Genomic DNA, 15,360 nt, shown 5'->3' with positions numbered 1-15,360 from the left:
ATGCTCATGAGTTCCCTTCGGCACGGTCGGCCACCGTTTCGACGACCTTCGCGACGACCGCCCCGACCGCGACCCCGGTGAGGACGTCGCTCGGGTAGTGCACGCCGAGCACCATCCGCGACAACGCCATCGGCGGCACGAGCAGTGCCGGTAGCGGCAGGCCGGTGGTCCTGGCCATCAGCACGGACGCCGCCGTTGTCGATGTCGCGTGGGCGGACGGGAAACTCAGGCGGCTCGGGGTTCCGACATTGACCGCGATCGCGGGATGGTGTGGCCGTTCGCGGCGCACTACCCTTTTGATCACCACCGCGGCCGCGTGTGCGATGAACGCGCCGGCTCCCGCCGTCAGCCAGGCACGCCGGCGCGCGGGCGCAAAAAGCGCTCCGACCAACGCGATCGCGAGCCAACCCAGGCTGTGCTCACCGAAATGCGACAACGCCCGCGCGGTCGGAAGGACCCCCGGTCGGTCACCGAGCGCGGACTGCACCGCGACCAACGCGGCCTCCTCGCCGCGTGGGCTCTCATCCATTGGCAGAAGACTCCAGTAGGACCGTCTCCCACTTCTGCTTGCTCGTCATGATCGGCAGCGCCTCGCGGTAGACCTTGCGCATCTTGTTGAACCTGCGGGCCAGGATCGCCTGGCGCTTCAACGATTCCCGCAGAAGGTGGAACATTTTCTCGCGGTCGCGCTGGCGGTACACGACACCGCGGCCATCCGCCGTCGTCACGGTGACGCCGTCCACCCGGCACAGCGAGAACCACCGGGCGTCCTGCGTGGCGACGTTGATCTGCGGACGGCGATGGTGCTCGGGATCGTGCGGCCGCAGTTGGTGAACCACGCCGCGCGACAGCCGCGTCGAGATCGCCAGCGCATTGGTGGGAATCTTGACCTTCCTGCGCCAGCGCTTGTCCGACGGCGTCGGCAACTCGGCTGCGCTCGGCAGCACCACCGCGTCGGGGTACTGCTGGCGCATCTTGCGCACCTCCGGCAGCGCGGACTCGAGGATCGAGAAGATGTGCTCGGGCCCGGCCAGGAAGTCGTCCATCGCCTTGTTCTGGATGGCGACGGTCGAATACTCCAGGCACAGCAAGTGTTTGAGCGTCGCCTTCAGGTGGCTCGCGATCAGCCCGCGGACGTTGCCGTCCCAGTGCAGCGCGGCCACGACCAAGCGGTTGCGCAGGTGGAAGTACGCCTGCCAGTCGATCGCGTCGTCCTTGTCGCTCCACGCCATGTGCCAGATCGCACAACCGGGAAGCGTGACGGTCGGGTAGCCGTGCTCACCGGCACGCAGACCGTAGTCGGCGTCGTCCCACTTGATGAACAGCGGCAGCGGCTGGCCGAGTTCCTCGGCGACCTGACGCGGGATCATGCACATCCACCAGCCGTTGTAATCGACGTCGATGCGGCGGTGCAGCAGCTTGCTGCGCGGCGAATCCTCGTCGGCCAGGCTGTCTCTGGCGAAGTTGTGGTCGTACTCGGTGTTGACCGCATTGGTCCACATGAAGTTCTCGGCGTCGACCATCTCGCCCATGACATGCAGATGGGAGGGCTCCTGCAGGTTGAGCATCTGGCCGCCGACCAGGGTCGGCGTCTTCGCGAACCGGTTCATCGCCAACGCCCGCAGGATCGAGTCGGGCTCGATGCGGATGTCGTCGTCCATGAACAGGATCTGCTCGCAGTCGGTGTTCTTCAGCGCCTCGTACATGACCCGGCTGTAACCGCCCGAGCCACCGAGATTTGGCTGGTTGTGGATCGTCAGCCGATTACCGAGCGCGGCCGCCGCCTCGTCGAAGCCCGAATGGTCCTTGGCCTTGCTGGTGCCCTGATCGGACACGATGACCGCACCGATCACCTTGTCCACCAACGGGTCCGACGTCAGTGCCGCCAGCGCGTTGACACAGTCGGCGGGTCGGTTGAAGGTCGGGATGCCCACGGCGACATTGGCCCGGCCCGGTGCGGGCTCCGGCGCGTACCAGCCGGCGTGGTGCAACGTCGACGCCGAATCGGTCGCGATGTCGAACCAGATCCAGCCGCCGTCCTCGAACGGGCCCAGGTCGATCTCGAACTCGACGTGGGCGGGTTCGCCTTCGCGCTCGCTGACGACCGGAGCGCCTCCGACGGTGATCCGGGCGCCGGTGGCCTTGGACCGGTAGACGTCGACGCGCGCACTGCCGGTCAGCTCGACCCGCAGCACCACCGACTGCAGGATCGACCAGCGTCGCCAGTAGCTGGCCGGGAACGCGTTGAAATAGGTCGCGAACGACACTTGGGATTCGGTGCCGATCTCGAGTTCGGTTCGGCTCGGTGCGTGCGCGCGCTTAGCGTTGGTCTCCGCTTCCTCGATGTAGAGCTTGCGGACGTCATGGGGTTCGCCGGGACGCGGAAGGATCACGCGCGCCAGCAGGCTGACCGCCTTCGATTCCGCGGAGTCGAGTGCGCCGGACGGGATCTCGCTCATGCGCTACTGCTTTCTGGGCCCGGTTCGGTCAGTGGCACGCCGTCGCGCAGGTGCGGAGCGAGCGTGTTGTCGTACATGCTCAGCGCGCTGGCGATGGCCATGTGCATGTCCAAGTACTGGTAGGTCCCCAGCCTGCCACCGAACAACACCTTCGCAGAAGCGGTTTCGGCCTTTGCCCGGGCCCGGTAAGCGGCCAGCAACGCGCGGTCGGCTTCGGTGTTGATCGGGTAGTAGGGCTCGTCGTCGTTGTCGGCGAACCGGGAGAACTCGCGCATGATGACCGTCTTGTCGGTCGGGTACGCGCGTTCGGGGTGGAAGTGCCGGAACTCGTGGATCCGGGTGTAGGGCACGTCGATGTCGTTGTAATTCATCACCGGGGTGCCCTGGAAGTCCCCGGTTTCGAGGACCTCCAACTCGAAGTCGAGGGTCCGCCACCCCAGCCGGCCCTCGGCGTAGTCGAAGTACCGGTCGAGCGGTCCGGTGTAGACCACCGGCGCGTCCGGGTTCGCGGCGCGCAGCTCGTCACGCACGTCGAACCAGTCCGTGTCCAACCGGACCTCGATGCGGTCGTCGGCCGCCATGTTCTCCAACCACTTGGTGTAGCCGTCGACCGGCAACCCCTCGTAGGTGTCGTTGAAGTAGCGGTTGTTGAAGGTGTAGCGGACCGGCAGCCGGGTGATGTTGGACGCAGGCAGTTCCTTGGGGTCGGTCTGCCACTGCTTGGCGGTGTAGCCCTTGAAGAACGCCTCGTAGAGAGGGCGACCGATCAGGCTGATCGCCTTCTCTTCGAAGTTCTGCGCCTTCTCGGTGTCGATCTCGGCCGCCTGCTCGGCGATCAGCGCGCGGGCCTCGTCGGGCGTGAAGTAGCGGCCGAAGAACTGGCAGACGAGGCCGAGGCCCATGGGCAGCGGGTACGCCTGCCCGTCGTACAGGCCGAAGACGCGGTGCTGGTAGCCGGTGAACTCGGTGAACTGCCGCACGTAGTCCCACACCCGCTTGTTGGAGGTGTGGAACAGGTGCGCGCCGTATTTGTGCACCTCGATCCCGGTTTGCGGCTCGGGCTCGGAGTAGGCGTTACCGCCGATGTGCGGGCGTCGCTCGATGACGAGAACCCGCTTGTCCAGTTGTGTTGCCACGCGCTCGGCAATCGTCAGGCCGAAGAATCCGGAGCCGACGACAATAAGGTCAAAACGAGCTGTCATCGGCAGCAAGGGTATCCGACCGTGACCGCACCGCCCGAATCCGACAGCAGCCGAATATTGCGATCGGCTCACGATTACATATCGTCACTTTCGTCTCACTAGTCACATCAGTACCGTCGATCACGTCGGCTTCGACCGCCGGCAGCGCAGGACCTGGGCTGTTCACCAGAATCGCCTAGCCGAACCACGAAGCGACGAACTAGTAGTCGTACCCCATGTATTGAGGAGACTTCCGTGCCGAACCGACGTCGACGCAGGCTGTCGACAGCCACGAGCGCAGTCCTGGCCCTGGCAGTCGCGAGTCCCGCCGCAGTAGTCGCCGTGACCGAGCTGACGGAGGCCACCGAGCCGGCCGCTCAGCACCGCGAGTTCGTCCAGGCGGCCACGATCACGGATCTGCCGAACGAGCTGATGTCCGCTCTGAGCCAGGGCCTGTCGCAGTTCGGGATCAACATGCCCCCGATGCCGACCGGCATCCTGGGGGGAACGGGTTCGAGCTCGCCCACCACGCTGACCTCTCCGGGTCTGACCACACCGGGCCTCACCACGCCCGAGCTGACGTCGCCCGGTCTGACCGCGCCGGGCCTCAGCACCCCCGGGCTGACCTCTCCGAGCCTGAGCGTGCCGAGCGCCACGGTTCCGGGGGCCACCGCGACCGCTCCCTCGCTGACCGATCCGGCGCTGTCGAACCCCGCGTTGACCAACCCGGCACTGTCGACTCCGTCGCTGACCAGCCCGACCGGTGACGCCGGGCTGACCACGCCGGGCCTGTCGACCCCGCCGGCGCTGACCGACCCGGCCCTCGGCGCGTCGCCGATCTCGTCGACGTCCGGCCTTCCCGCCCCCGGTGAGGTGCCGATCGCGGCGCCGATCGGGCTGGACCCGGCCGCCGGGACCTACCCGATCCTCGGCGACCCCTCGCTGGCGACGATGCCCGCAGCGACCGGCACGACCGGCAACGGCGGCATCATCGGCGAGCTGTCCTCCATGGCCGATCAGCTCGGCGCCGGCCAGGCGATCGACCTGCTCAAGGGCATGGTGATGCCTGCGATTATGTCGGCGGCCAAGCCGCCTGCCGCGCCTCCGGTCCCGGCCCCCGTGCCGGCGCCCGCGCCCGGCGCCTGAAACCTGTCACCAAACGGCACCGCAGAAGCCTGAAGGCTCTGCGGTGCCGGTGCAGGTCTGCCGTCGATTAGTCCGGCTTCGGACCGTGTCGCACCACTAGCACCACCCGGCACATACGTAACATCAGTCCGTGCCGACTCGCCGTCCCGCAGCGTCGCTGCTGTTCACCGCGCTTGCGGCGACTGTCGTGGCGCTGCCGATGGCGCTGTTCGGACCGCCCGGCGACCGCGGCGACGAGGCATCGATCGAGGCGCCCCAACTGGCGCAGCGTCCACTGACCGGTCTCGGCGGCGGTGAGACCATCCGCGAGATCCACCAGGACACCCCGTTCTCGATGGTGGCGCTGACGGCGCAGGACTTCACCGGCACGACGGCACGGGTGCGGGCCAAGAAGGCCGACGGCAGCTGGGGGCCGTGGTACGACGCCGAACCCCTCGAGGGCGTCGGACCCGACACTCCGTCGGCCGGGCCGGCCGGAACCGAGCCGGTGTTCGTCGGCCGCACCACCACGGTGCAGATCGCGGTCACCCGGCCAGCCGATGCCCCAAAGACCCCCGAGACCGCGCCAAAACCCGTCGAGGGACTGGGATACGTCCCGGCCAACACGGAGCAACCGTTCGGCCAGAACCTCAACGCCGTGCTCATCAGCCCGCCGCAGGCACCGCCCGTCGACACGCTGCCCCGCCCGTCGGCGGTGAACGCGCCCGGCGTGCCCCCGAACATCATCAACCGGGCGCAGTGGGGCGCCGACGAGTCGATGCGATGCGGAAATCCCCAGTTCGACTTGGGAATTCGAGCGGGTATCGTGCACCACACCGCCGGCAGCAACGAATACGCGCCGGAGGATTCGGCGGGAATCGTCCGCTCGATCTACGAGTACCACACCCGCACCCTGGGCTGGTGCGACATCGCGTACAACGCATTGGTCGACAAGTTCGGGCAGGTCTTCGAGGGTCGCGCGGGCGGCATCACCCGACCCGTCGAGGGCGCGCACACCGGCGGATTCAACCGCGACACATGGGGTGTGGCGATGATGGGCAACTTCGAGGTGGTGCCGCCGACGCCGGTTCAACTGCGCACGACGGCACGCCTGCTGGGCTGGCGCCTCGGCCTCGACCACGTCGACCCGCGCGGCACCGTCGTGCTGGCCTCCGCCGGCGGGTCGTTCTCGAAGTTCCCGACGGGTGCGACACCCCTGCTGCCCGCGATCTTCACCCATCGCGACGTCGGCGCCACGGAGTGCCCCGGTAATGCGGCGTACCTGTTGATGGACCACATCCGCGACATCGCTGCCCGCTTCAACCAGCCGCCGGGACCCGACGACTTGTCCGAATCACTGCGCGGGGGCGCCATTTTCGCGAAGTGGGAGACCATGGGCGCAATGAACAGCCCGCTGGGCAGGCCGACGTCGCTGGAGGCCTCCGGTGAGGGCGGCGCCCGCTACGTCACGTTCGAGCGCGGCGCGATCTACTGGTCGCCGGAGAGCGGCGCCGAACCGGTCACCGGGGAGATCTACAAGGCCTGGGGAGCACTGGGTTTCGAACGCGGAGCGCTCGGCCTGCCCACCAGTGGGGAGATCCGAGAGCCGCTGTGGATCGTGCAGAACTTCCAGCACGGCACGCTCAACTTCGATCGTGAGAAGGGCACGGTGACAAGGGTTTTCGACGGCATCCCGGTCGAACTGCCCAAGCCCGCCATTGACGCCCCGCCCGTCCAACTCGAGCGGTTCACACCGCCGATCAGCCCCTGAGAGCTACATCCACCATCGCTCGAGCACGCGCGCGACACCGTCGTCGTTGTTGGTCGAGGTGACCTCGTCGGCCGCCTCCAGCGCCTCAGGATGGGCGTGGCCCATCGCGACGCCCAGCCCCGCCCATTCGAGCATCGGCACGTCATTGGGCATATCGCCGAACGTGACGACCTCCTCGGCGGAGATGCCCAGCGGCCGGGCCACGTCGGCCACACCGGTGGCCTTGCTGATGCCCGACGGCATCACCTCGACAAGGCCGTTGTTGGTCGAATAGGTGATATCCCCAATGCCCGCAACGTGTTCGGCGAGCGCGGCGGCCATGTCGGCGCTGCGCGCACCGGCCTTGCGGACGAGCAGTTTGATCGCGGGCGCGCTGAGCAGGTCCTCGAGCGACACCTCGGTGTTGTCGGGGTTGAGCCACGCGTGTTCGTAGCCGGGTGAGCTGACGAACTGCGGGGTCGCGGCGTCGTGGGCGCTGCGGCCCACCCGCTCGACGGCCAGGCCCGCGCCAGGGATGACCCGCGTGGCGATGTCGGCGAGCTCACCGAGCAGATCGGCGCTCAGCGTGTGCGCGGAGACGATGCGGTCGGTCGCCGGGTCGTAGAGCACGGCACCGTTGGCGCACACCGCCATCGGGGCGAACCCCAACGCGTCGACGACCGGCTGCACCCACCGCGGCGGACGCCCCGTGGCGAGCACGAACTTCGTCCCCGCCTCCACCGCGGCGGTCACCACGGCCTTCGTGCGCGGCGAGACCTTCTCGTCGTCGTCGAGCAGCGTGCCGTCCACATCGGAGGCGATCAGCAGAGGCAACGTCATCGCTTCGCCTCGCGCAGCGCACGCTTGCGGGCGCGCTCGGCCAGTTCCGCCTCATCGAGCGCCTTCGCCTCGTCCAGCGTCGGCGCCGAGCCGCCCAGGCGGCGCGGCACCCAGTACGCCCCTTGCGGGTGCGGGTAGTCGCGCTGCGCCTCGTGCAGCTGTTCGGTCATCGCCGAACGCAGGTCCTGCAATGTCTGCTCCATCGTCTCGCCGGCCCGTATGGGGTTACCCACCTGCACCGTGATCGGAATCTTGGTGCGGCCGAGGTGGCGGGGATGGTCCTTGGTCCAGACCCGCTGTGAGCCCCAGACGATGAGCGGGACGATCGGCACGTCGGCGTCGCGGGCCATGCGCGCGGCTCCGGTCTTGAAATCCTTGAGCTCGAAGCTGCGGCTGATGGTGGCCTCCGGATACACGCCGACGAGCTCGCCGGCGCGCAGGCGTTCCACCGCGACCGCGTACGCCCCGGCGCCCGCGTGGCGGTCCACCGGGATCGTGCCCGTGTGGCGGATCAGGAAGTTGATGACCTTCACTTCCTGCATCTCCTGTTTGATCATGAAACGCAGGCGACGCTTGCGGTAGTGCACCGCCAGAGCGGCGGGCAGCCAGTCGACGTAGCTCGTGTGGTTGATCGCGATCACCGCGCCGCCGCTGGCGGGGATGTTCTCCAGTCCGCGGTAGGTGATCTTGAGTCCGTCGATCCGGACCGCCGCCTTGACCAGAACCTCGAGCGAGTAGAAGACGGGCTCCATGAGCGCTACCCCGGTGCCCCGCTGGGATCCGGACGTTGGGCGCGCCGCGCGGCCTTCTCGGCCGCCTCCTCGGCGTCCACGCGGTTGGCCTCGGCGAGCGTCGGCGCGCCCCCGCCCAGCCGGTGTGGCACCCAGAACTCGCCGGCGGGATGCGGGCCGTACTCGTCCTGCACCCGCTCCAGCAGGTGCTGCATCCGCGAGTGCAGCAGCGCCGTCAGGTCCGCCGCGGGCAGCGTCGGCTCGATCGGCTCGCCGACCGCGACCGAGATCGGCACCTTAGGTCGCCACATCTTCTTCGGGTGGCCCTTGGTCCAGATCCGCTGCGCACCCCACACGACGTGCGGAACGATCGGCACACCCGCGGCGATCGCCATGCGGGCGGCTCCGGACTTGAACTCCTTGATCTCGAAGCTGCGGCTGATGGTGGCCTCGGGATAGACGCCGACCAGTTCGCCTTCCTTGAGCTTGAGACAGGCCTGGGAGAACGAGTCGGCGCCGCTGTCGCGGTCCACCTCGATGTGCCGCAGGCTGCGCATGATCGGACCGGAGATCTTGTTGTCGAAGACTTCCTTCTTCGCCATGAAGCGGACCTTGCGCCCCAGGCCCTGCCGGTAGGCGGGCAGCCCGGCGAAGGTGAAGTCGAAATAACTCGTGTGGTTGATGGCGACGACCGCGCCGCCTGTGGTGGGCAGGTTCTCCACACCGGTGACGGTGAACTTGAGCCCCTGCACGCGCCAGATCAGCCGCGCTAGCTGAATGACGGTGCCGTATACGGGTTCCACATCAGGCAGCCTAGTCGCGCGGCCGCGCCCGCCGAACCGGTGCCGACAACCCGCGCGGTGGGGCGCAGGCGCGCGGTGGCGGTGTGTCGCGCGTGGCACGAGGAGGGTCGGTCGGCGGGATAGACTCGCCGCGGGCAACCACATTCGCAGAAAGGGTATTTGTGCAGGTCACCAGCATCGGCCACGCGGGATTCCGCATCGACACCGCGGCCGGGAGCATCCTGTGTGATCCCTGGGTCAACCCGGCGTATTTCGCGTCGTGGTTCCCATTCCCCGACAACAGCGGGCTGGACTGGGATGCGCTCGGCGACTGCGACTACCTGTATGTCTCGCATCTGCACCGCGACCACTTCGACCCGAAGCTGCTTCGCAAGCACGTCAACAAGGACGCGACGGTGCTGCTGCCGGACTACCCGGTGCCCGATCTGCGCCGCGAGCTCGAGAAGCTGGGGTTCCACCGGTTCTTCGAGACCACCGACTCGGTGCGCCACACGGTGTCGGGACCCAAGGGCGACCTCGGTGTGATGATCGTCGCGCTGCGCGCCCCTGCGGACGGCCCGATCGGCGACTCGGGCCTCGTCGTCGACGACGGTGAAACGGTCGCCTTCAACATGAACGACGCACGCCCCGTCGACCTCGACGTCGTGCACGCCGACTTCGGCCACGTCGACGTCCACATGCTGCAGTACTCCGGCGCCATCTGGTACCCGATGGTCTACGACATGCCCGCGCGCGCCAAGGAGGCGTTCGGTGTGCAGAAGCGTCAGCGCCAGATGGACCGGTGCCGTCAGTACATCGCCCAGGTGGGCGCCACGTGGGTCATCCCGTCCGCGGGTCCGCCCTGCTTCCTCGACCCCGAGCTGCGCGACCTCAACGACGACCACGGGGATCCGGCCAACATCTTCCCCGACCAGGTGGTGTTCCTGGACCAGATGCGCACGCACGGCCACGACGGCGGGCTGCTGATGATCCCCGGTTCGACCGCGACTTTCACCGGCTCACAATTGGATTCGCTGACGCACCCGCGGCCCGACGACGAGGTTGAATCGATCTTCACCAGCGGCAAGGCCGACTACATCGCCGACTATGCCGAGCGGATGGCGCCGGTGCTGGCCGCGGAGAAGGCGAGCTGGGCCGATGCGGCGGGCGAGTCGCTGCTGGAGCCGTTGCGCACCGCCTTCGAACCGATCATGATCCAGAGCGACCAGATCTGCGACGGCATCGGATACCCGGTCGAGCTGCGGCTCGGCGCCGAGACGGTGGTACTCGACTTTCCGAAACGGGTTGTGCGTGAACCGATTCCCGAGGAGAAGTTCCGCTACGGCTTCGCGATCCCGCCGGAGCTGGTGCGCACCGTGCTCCGTGACAACGAACCGGACTGGGTCAACACCATCTTCCTGTCCACCCGGTTCCGTGCCTGGCGGGTCGGCGGGTACAACGAGTACCTCTACACCTTCTTCAAGTGCCTGACCGACGAGCGGATAGCCTACGCCGACGGCTGGTTCGCCGAGGCGCACGACGACACCGCCTCGATCACGTTGGACGGATGGGAGATTCAGCGGCGCTGCCCACATCTGAAGGCCGACCTGTCGAAGTTCGGCGTGGTGGAGGGCTCGACACTGACCTGCAATCTGCACGGGTGGCAGTGGAACCTGCAGAACGGCCGCTGCCTGACCACCAAGGGGCACGAACTGCGGAGTGAACGGAAGTGAGTGCCCCGCAACAGCTTTACGACGACGGCATGATCCAGGTGGACCGGGAGGCGGTCACGCTGCGCCGCTACCACTTCCCGTCCGGCACATCGAAGATCATCCCGCTGCGCGCGATCCGCGGATACACGGCCTCACCGTTAGACTGGATGCACCGCTACCGCTTCTGGGGCAGTTCGGATCTGCAGCGCTGGCTGCCACTGGATGTGCGACGCCCGCTGAAAGCCACCCTCGTCACCCTCGACGTGGACGGCAACCGCTGGCGCCCGGCGTTCACCCCCGAGCACCCCGACCAGTTCATCGAGGTGCTCGACGAACTGCTCAAGGACTAACGGCCGCTTCGCCGCAGCCGCCGCGCGGTCAGCAGCCCCACTCCCGCCGTCGCCACCCACGGACCGGCCACCAGCACGGGGTCCAACCACATGTGATTGGCATCGGCCCGTTTGCTTTTCCCCCGAGCGGCCAGGCCGTTGTGGGTGAACTCGGTCTTGACGCCGGTCTCGGTGATCGGGTTGTCGGGGCGCAGGCTGACCAGCGACTGGAGATGGTGCTCGACGGCGTCGACGCGGTCGGCCAAAATCAGAAGCAGCCAGTGCGCGGCGCGGCCCTCGCTGTACTTGCGGTAGGAGTAGCGCCGGATCGCGCCCGAGAGTCCGCGCGGCGGCGTCGACGTGCCGAAAACCGGTGTCAGGAACTGATGTTCGATGGAGCGTTCGCGGGGCCACTTCTCGGGCTGGCGCTCGGGGAAGTCCCAGCGGGCGCCGGTGTCCATCGCCTTGAGCTTCGGCACCGAAGGCCGGTCGGCCGGGTCGAGGTCTACGCCCCAACCCGGGATGCGCGCCCGCAGATCGTCGGAGGTCGGTACGGGTGGATGGTCGGCGGTATAGGTCATGATGATCCCCTTCAGGCGGCGTTGGGCACGATGACCGGCTTGATGCAGTCGTCGAGCTTGGCGGAGAAGATGTGGTATCCCTCGGCGATGTGTTCGAGCGGGATACGATGCGTCACAATGTCATTGGGCTTGAGATAGCCGTTCTGGATGTGCGAGAACAACCGGGGCCACTGTCGCTTGACCGGGCACTGGTTCATCCGCAGCGTCAACCCCTTGTTCAGCGCGTCGCCGAACTTGACCGCGGAGAAGATCGGACCGTAGGCGCCCATCACCGAGATCGTGCCGCCCTTGCGGACGCCGTCGATCGCCCAGTTCAGCGCAACCGGCGAACCGCCCTGCAGCTTGAGCTTGGCAGCGGTCACGTGCTGCAGCAGGTTGCCGTCGGCCTCGGCGCCCACCGCGTCGATCGCGACGTCGGCGCCGAGATAGCCGGTGGTCTTCTTCATTTCGACGACGATGTCATCGCATTCGGCGAAGTTGATGGTCTCCGCGTGCGCGAAGGTGCGGGCCTTCTCCAGCCGGTACTCGAGGTGGTCGACGACGATGACCCGGCCCGCCCCCATCAGCCACGCTGACTTCGCGGCATACAGGCCGACCGGTCCGGCCCCTAACACGGCGACGACGTCGCCCTCGACGATGTCGCCGAGTTGCGCGCCGAAGTAGCCGGTGGCCAGCGCGTCGGTGCACATCAGCGCGTCCTCGTCGGTCATCCACTCCGGGATGATTGCCGGGCCCACGTCCGCGAACGGCACCCTGACGAACTCCGCCTGCCCGCCGTCGTAGCCGCCGCAGGTGTGCGAGTAGCCGTAGATCCCGCCGACAGCCGTCGCGTTCGGGTTGACGTTGTGGCAGTTCGAGTACAGTCCGCGGGCGCAGAAGTAACAGGAACCGCAGAAGATGTTGAACGGCACCATGACTCGGTCGCCGACCTTGAGGTTCTGCACCGACGAGCCGACCTGCTCGACGACACCGATGAACTCGTGGCCGAAGGTCATTCCGACCCGGGTGTCCGGCATCATGCCGTGGTAGAGGTGCAGGTCCGAACCGCAGATGGCCGCGAGTGTCACCCGCACGATCGCGTCGTTCGGATGCTCGATCGGCGGAACGTCCTTTTCTTCCACCCGTACCTTGTACGGGCCGCGGTAAACCATCGCCTTCACGGCGTGCCTCCTAGAGTCGGGATGCGATCGCTTTACCCCTGTGGAGGCACGCGAAACACCCGACTCCGGCGCGACGACTACTTGGCGGACGTCAGCAGATCCGTGCCGACGTAGGGGACCAATGCGGCAGGCACCCGCACGCTGCCGTCGGACTGCTGGTGGTTCTCCAGAATCGCCACCAGCCACCGCGTCGTGGCGAAGGTTCCGTTGAGCGTCGCGGCGGTCTGCGGGCGACCGTTCTCGTCGCGGTACCGCACCGCGAGGCGGCGCGCCTGGAACGTCGTGCAGTTCGACGTCGAGGTGAGCTCGCGGTAGGTCTGCTGCGTGGGAACCCAAGCCTCGCAATCGAATTTGCGTGCCGCCGACGATCCGAGGTCGCCCGCGGCGATGTCGATGACGCGGTAGGGCACCTCGATCGCGGCCAGCATCTGACGCTGCCAGCCCAGCAGGCGCTCGTGTTCGGCCTCGGCGTCCTCGGGTTTGCAGTAGATGAAGCCCTCGACCTTGTCGAACTGGTGCACGCGGATGATGCCGCGGGTGTCCTTGCCGTGGCTTCCGGCTTCGCGCCGGAAGCAGGACGACCAGCCCGCGTAGCGCAACGGTCCGTCGGACAGGTCGAGGATCTCGTCGGCGTGGTAGCCGGCGAGCGGGACCTCCGAGGTGCCGACCAGATAGAGGTCGTCGGCCTCGATCCGGTAGACCTCGTCGCTGTGCGCGCCGAGGAAACCGGTGCCCGCCATGACGTCGGGGCGCACCAGCACCGGCGGAATCATCAGCGTGAAGCCGTTCGCGGTGGCCAGCTTCACCGCCAGTTGGAGCAGGCCCAGCTGCAGCAGGGCGCCGGCACCGGTGAGGAAGTAGAAGCGCGCGCCGGAGACCTTGGCGCCGCGTTCGAGGTCGATGAGCCCCAGCGACTCACCGATCTCGACGTGATCCTTCGGGTTGTCGAGGCGTGGCGGCTCGCCGACGGTGTCGAGCACGACGAAGTCGTCCTCGCCGCCCGCGGGCACCCCGTCGATGATGACGTTCGACAACGCCATGTGGGCCGCGGTGAACGCCCGCGCGGCTTCGGCTTGTTCGGCCTCGGCGGCCTTGACCTTCTCGGCGAGCTGCTTGGCCTGCTCGAGCAGTGCGGGCCGCTCGTCCGGCGACGCCTTGCCCACCTTCTTGCTCGCGGCCTTCTGCTCGGCACGCAGGTTGTCGGCCGCCGACACCGCGGCCCGGCGGGCGGCGTCGGACTCGAGCAACGCGTCGACGAGGCCGGGGTCTTCTCCGCGGGCGCGTTGCGAGGCACGGACCGCATCCGGGTTTTCGCGCAGCAGCTTGAGGTCGATCACGGGCGCAACCCTACTGGTCCACCCCCCTGGCCAGCACAACCGCATAACTTTACAACTGCATCACTTGTCACAGCACCTGACACGCCTGTCACAATGGAGCAGATGTTGGACGCACCCGATCGCCCAATCGGCGAGGACGAACACGCCGATCTGCAGCGCGGCGACACCCCGGCGTCGGAGCGGGTGGCGTGGTGGACCAGTCTGCACGCCACGCCGACGCGCCGGGCGCTCGTGTTGACCGCGCTGGGCGGGTTGCTGATCGCCGGGCTCATCACCGCCCTGCCGCAGACCGAGGGCGCCAGCGGGCTGACCGCGAGCACCATCTCTCTCGGCCCGCGCGGCAACGCGACGTTCGAACACGCCAAGGCGGGCGACTGCCTCAACTGGCCCGACCGCACGCCCGACGCCGCCGAGATCGTCGACTGCGGCAAGGAGCACCGGTTCGAGGTCGCCGAGTCGGTCGACATGCGGACCTTCCCCGGCAGCGAGTACGGGCCGGAGGCCGCGCCGCCGTCGAGCACCCGCATCCAGCAGATCAGCCAGGAGCAGTGCTCCACGGCGGTGAAGAACTACCTGGGCCCGCGCTTCGACCCGAACAGCCGCTTCACGGTGAGCATGCTGTGGTCGGGCGACAAGGCCTGGCGCCAGTCCGGTGAACGCCGGATGTTGTGCGGGCTGCAGTTGCCGGGCCCGAACAATCAGCAGCTGGCCTTCGCGGGCAAGGTCGCCGAGGTCGACCAGTCCAAGGTGTGGCCGGCGGGCACCTGCCTCGGCATCGACCCGACGACGAACCAGCCCACCGACATCCCGGTCGACTGTGCGGCGCCGCACGCGATGGAGGTCACCGGCGCGGTGAACCTCGCCGAGAAGTTCCCCGGCGGCCTGCCGCCCGAACCCGAGCAGGACGGCTTCATCAAAGACGCGTGCACCCGCATGACGGACGCATACCTGGCGCCCATCGAGTTGCGCAGCACCACGCTGACGCTGATCTACAGCACGATCTCGCTGCCGAGCTGGTCGGCGGGCAGCCGCCAGGTGTCGTGCAGCATCGGCGCGACGCTGGGCAACGGCGGCTGGTCGACGCTGCTCAACAGCGCCAAGGGCCCCCTGCTGATCAACGGGCAGCCGCCGGTGCCGCCGCCGGACATCCCCGAGGAGCGGCTGAACTTCCCGCCGATCCCGATCACCGACGACGATTCGCCGAGCTCGTCGCAGGTCACCAGCGGGCAGACCTCCAGCGGCAGCAGCAGCAGTAGTAGTAGTGGAAGCAGCTCCAGCGACGACAGCGACGAGCAGTCGACCCACGGCCAGCAGGGCGCGGACGTCCACCAGGGCGGCGCACCCGGAGCGGGTGGGGGCGGCCCACCCAGGAA

14 protein-coding genes are annotated in these 15,360 nt (G+C 67.8%); 5 read left to right on the top strand and 9 right to left on the bottom strand.

Translation table 11 applies throughout. The features are described 5' to 3' along the window. Nucleotides 1–4 precede the first annotated feature (4 nt). The 3 genes from A5698_RS04885 to glf are packed head-to-tail and all read right to left on the bottom strand — an operon-like array spanning nt 5 to nt 3,670. The gene (locus tag A5698_RS04885) at nt 5–529 is read right to left on the bottom strand and encodes a phosphatase PAP2 family protein (protein ID WP_068293935.1); all 525 of its coding nucleotides are present in this window, start codon (nt 527–529) and stop codon (nt 5–7) included. Further along, nucleotides 522–2,459, bottom strand: a complete 1,938-nt coding sequence (locus tag A5698_RS04880) for a glycosyltransferase (protein ID WP_068293930.1) — start codon at nt 2,457–2,459, stop codon at nt 522–524. Before A5698_RS04880 ends, A5698_RS04885 begins: the two co-directional genes overlap by 8 nt. Next, nucleotides 2,456–3,670, bottom strand: coding sequence for a UDP-galactopyranose mutase (glf, locus tag A5698_RS04875; RefSeq protein WP_197506659.1), 1,215 nt, complete (start codon nt 3,668–3,670; stop codon nt 2,456–2,458). The genes A5698_RS04880 and glf overlap by 4 nt, the downstream gene beginning before the upstream one ends. 225 nt (nt 3,671–3,895) lie before the next feature. Here glf and A5698_RS04870 point away from each other — a divergent pair, with 225 nt between their 5' ends. Both A5698_RS04870 and A5698_RS04865 read left to right on the top strand, forming a co-directional pair. Continuing rightward, entirely contained in the window at nt 3,896–4,786 is an 891-nt protein-coding gene (locus A5698_RS04870; RefSeq protein WP_067086478.1) for a hypothetical protein, read from the top strand. Nucleotides 4,787–4,916: 130 nt separating this feature from the next. Then, nucleotides 4,917–6,536 (top strand): N-acetylmuramoyl-L-alanine amidase, encoded by a 1,620-nt coding sequence (locus A5698_RS04865; protein WP_068293917.1) that lies wholly within the window; start codon nt 4,917–4,919, stop codon nt 6,534–6,536. 3 nt (nt 6,537–6,539) lie between these two features. Here A5698_RS04865 and A5698_RS04860 read toward each other — a convergent pair whose 3' ends face one another. Genes A5698_RS04860 through A5698_RS04850 form a run of 3 tightly spaced genes read right to left on the bottom strand, consistent with a single transcriptional unit; the run spans nt 6,540 to nt 8,889 of the window. After that, nucleotides 6,540–7,355, bottom strand: coding sequence for a Cof-type HAD-IIB family hydrolase (locus tag A5698_RS04860; protein WP_068293916.1), 816 nt, complete (start codon nt 7,353–7,355; stop codon nt 6,540–6,542). After that, nucleotides 7,352–8,107, bottom strand: coding sequence for a lysophospholipid acyltransferase family protein (locus A5698_RS04855; protein ID WP_068293913.1), 756 nt, complete (start codon nt 8,105–8,107; stop codon nt 7,352–7,354). Before A5698_RS04855 ends, A5698_RS04860 begins: the two co-directional genes overlap by 4 nt. A 5-nt stretch (nt 8,108–8,112) precedes the next feature. Next, nucleotides 8,113–8,889: a lysophospholipid acyltransferase family protein gene (locus A5698_RS04850; RefSeq protein WP_068293910.1), complete on the bottom strand. Its 777-nt coding sequence runs from the start codon at nt 8,887–8,889 to the stop codon at nt 8,113–8,115. Between the two features lie 161 nt (nt 8,890–9,050). Between A5698_RS04850 and A5698_RS04845 the strand changes: the two genes are divergently transcribed. Both A5698_RS04845 and A5698_RS04840 read left to right on the top strand, forming a co-directional pair. Continuing rightward, nucleotides 9,051–10,601 carry an MBL fold metallo-hydrolase gene (locus A5698_RS04845; RefSeq protein WP_068293907.1) on the top strand — a complete coding sequence of 517 codons (1,551 nt, stop codon included), beginning with the start codon at nt 9,051–9,053 and terminating at the stop codon, nt 10,599–10,601. Further along, the gene (locus A5698_RS04840) at nt 10,598–10,930 is read left to right on the top strand and encodes a hypothetical protein (RefSeq protein WP_068293905.1); all 333 of its coding nucleotides are present in this window, start codon (nt 10,598–10,600) and stop codon (nt 10,928–10,930) included. The genes A5698_RS04845 and A5698_RS04840 overlap by 4 nt, the downstream gene beginning before the upstream one ends. Here A5698_RS04840 and A5698_RS04835 read toward each other — a convergent pair. The 3 genes from A5698_RS04835 to serS form a co-directional block, all read right to left on the bottom strand. Then, nucleotides 10,927–11,490, bottom strand: coding sequence for a hypothetical protein (locus A5698_RS04835; protein WP_068293902.1), 564 nt, complete (start codon nt 11,488–11,490; stop codon nt 10,927–10,929). The genes A5698_RS04840 and A5698_RS04835 overlap by 4 nt on opposite strands. An 11-nt stretch (nt 11,491–11,501) precedes the next feature. Further along, a complete protein-coding gene (locus tag A5698_RS04830) occupies nt 11,502–12,650 on the bottom strand; it encodes a zinc-dependent alcohol dehydrogenase (protein WP_068293899.1) in 1,149 nt (382 codons plus the stop codon). A gap of 77 nt (nt 12,651–12,727) precedes the next feature. Then, nucleotides 12,728–13,987: a serine--tRNA ligase gene (serS, locus tag A5698_RS04825; protein ID WP_068293896.1), complete on the bottom strand. Its 1,260-nt coding sequence runs from the start codon at nt 13,985–13,987 to the stop codon at nt 12,728–12,730. A gap of 93 nt (nt 13,988–14,080) precedes the next feature. On the opposite strand from serS, the gene A5698_RS04820 reads away from it, so the two are divergent. Continuing rightward, nucleotides 14,081–15,360: septum formation family protein (locus tag A5698_RS04820; RefSeq protein WP_156670615.1), on the top strand; the 1,280-nt coding region annotated here is incomplete at its 3' end.

This window comes from Mycobacterium sp. E136, from assembly GCF_001666865.1.
Classification (GTDB): domain Bacteria; phylum Actinomycetota; class Actinomycetes; order Mycobacteriales; family Mycobacteriaceae; genus Mycobacterium.
Note: the sequence above shows the minus strand (reverse complement) of the source record. Positions and strands in the feature narration are given on the sequence as shown.

Coding starts and splice junctions, on each gene's coding strand:
- A5698_RS04860 (WP_068293916.1), bottom strand. CDS start 7,355: ATGACGTTGCCTCTGCTGATCGCCTCCGATGTGGACGGCACGCTGCTC.
- A5698_RS04880 (WP_068293930.1), bottom strand. CDS start 2,459: ATGAGCGAGATCCCGTCCGGCGCACTCGACTCCGCGGAATCGAAGGCG.
- A5698_RS04885 (WP_068293935.1), bottom strand. CDS start 529: ATGGATGAGAGCCCACGCGGCGAGGAGGCCGCGTTGGTCGCGGTGCAG.
- A5698_RS04835 (WP_068293902.1), bottom strand. CDS start 11,490: ATGACCTATACCGCCGACCATCCACCCGTACCGACCTCCGACGATCTG.
- A5698_RS04855 (WP_068293913.1), bottom strand. CDS start 8,107: ATGGAGCCCGTCTTCTACTCGCTCGAGGTTCTGGTCAAGGCGGCGGTC.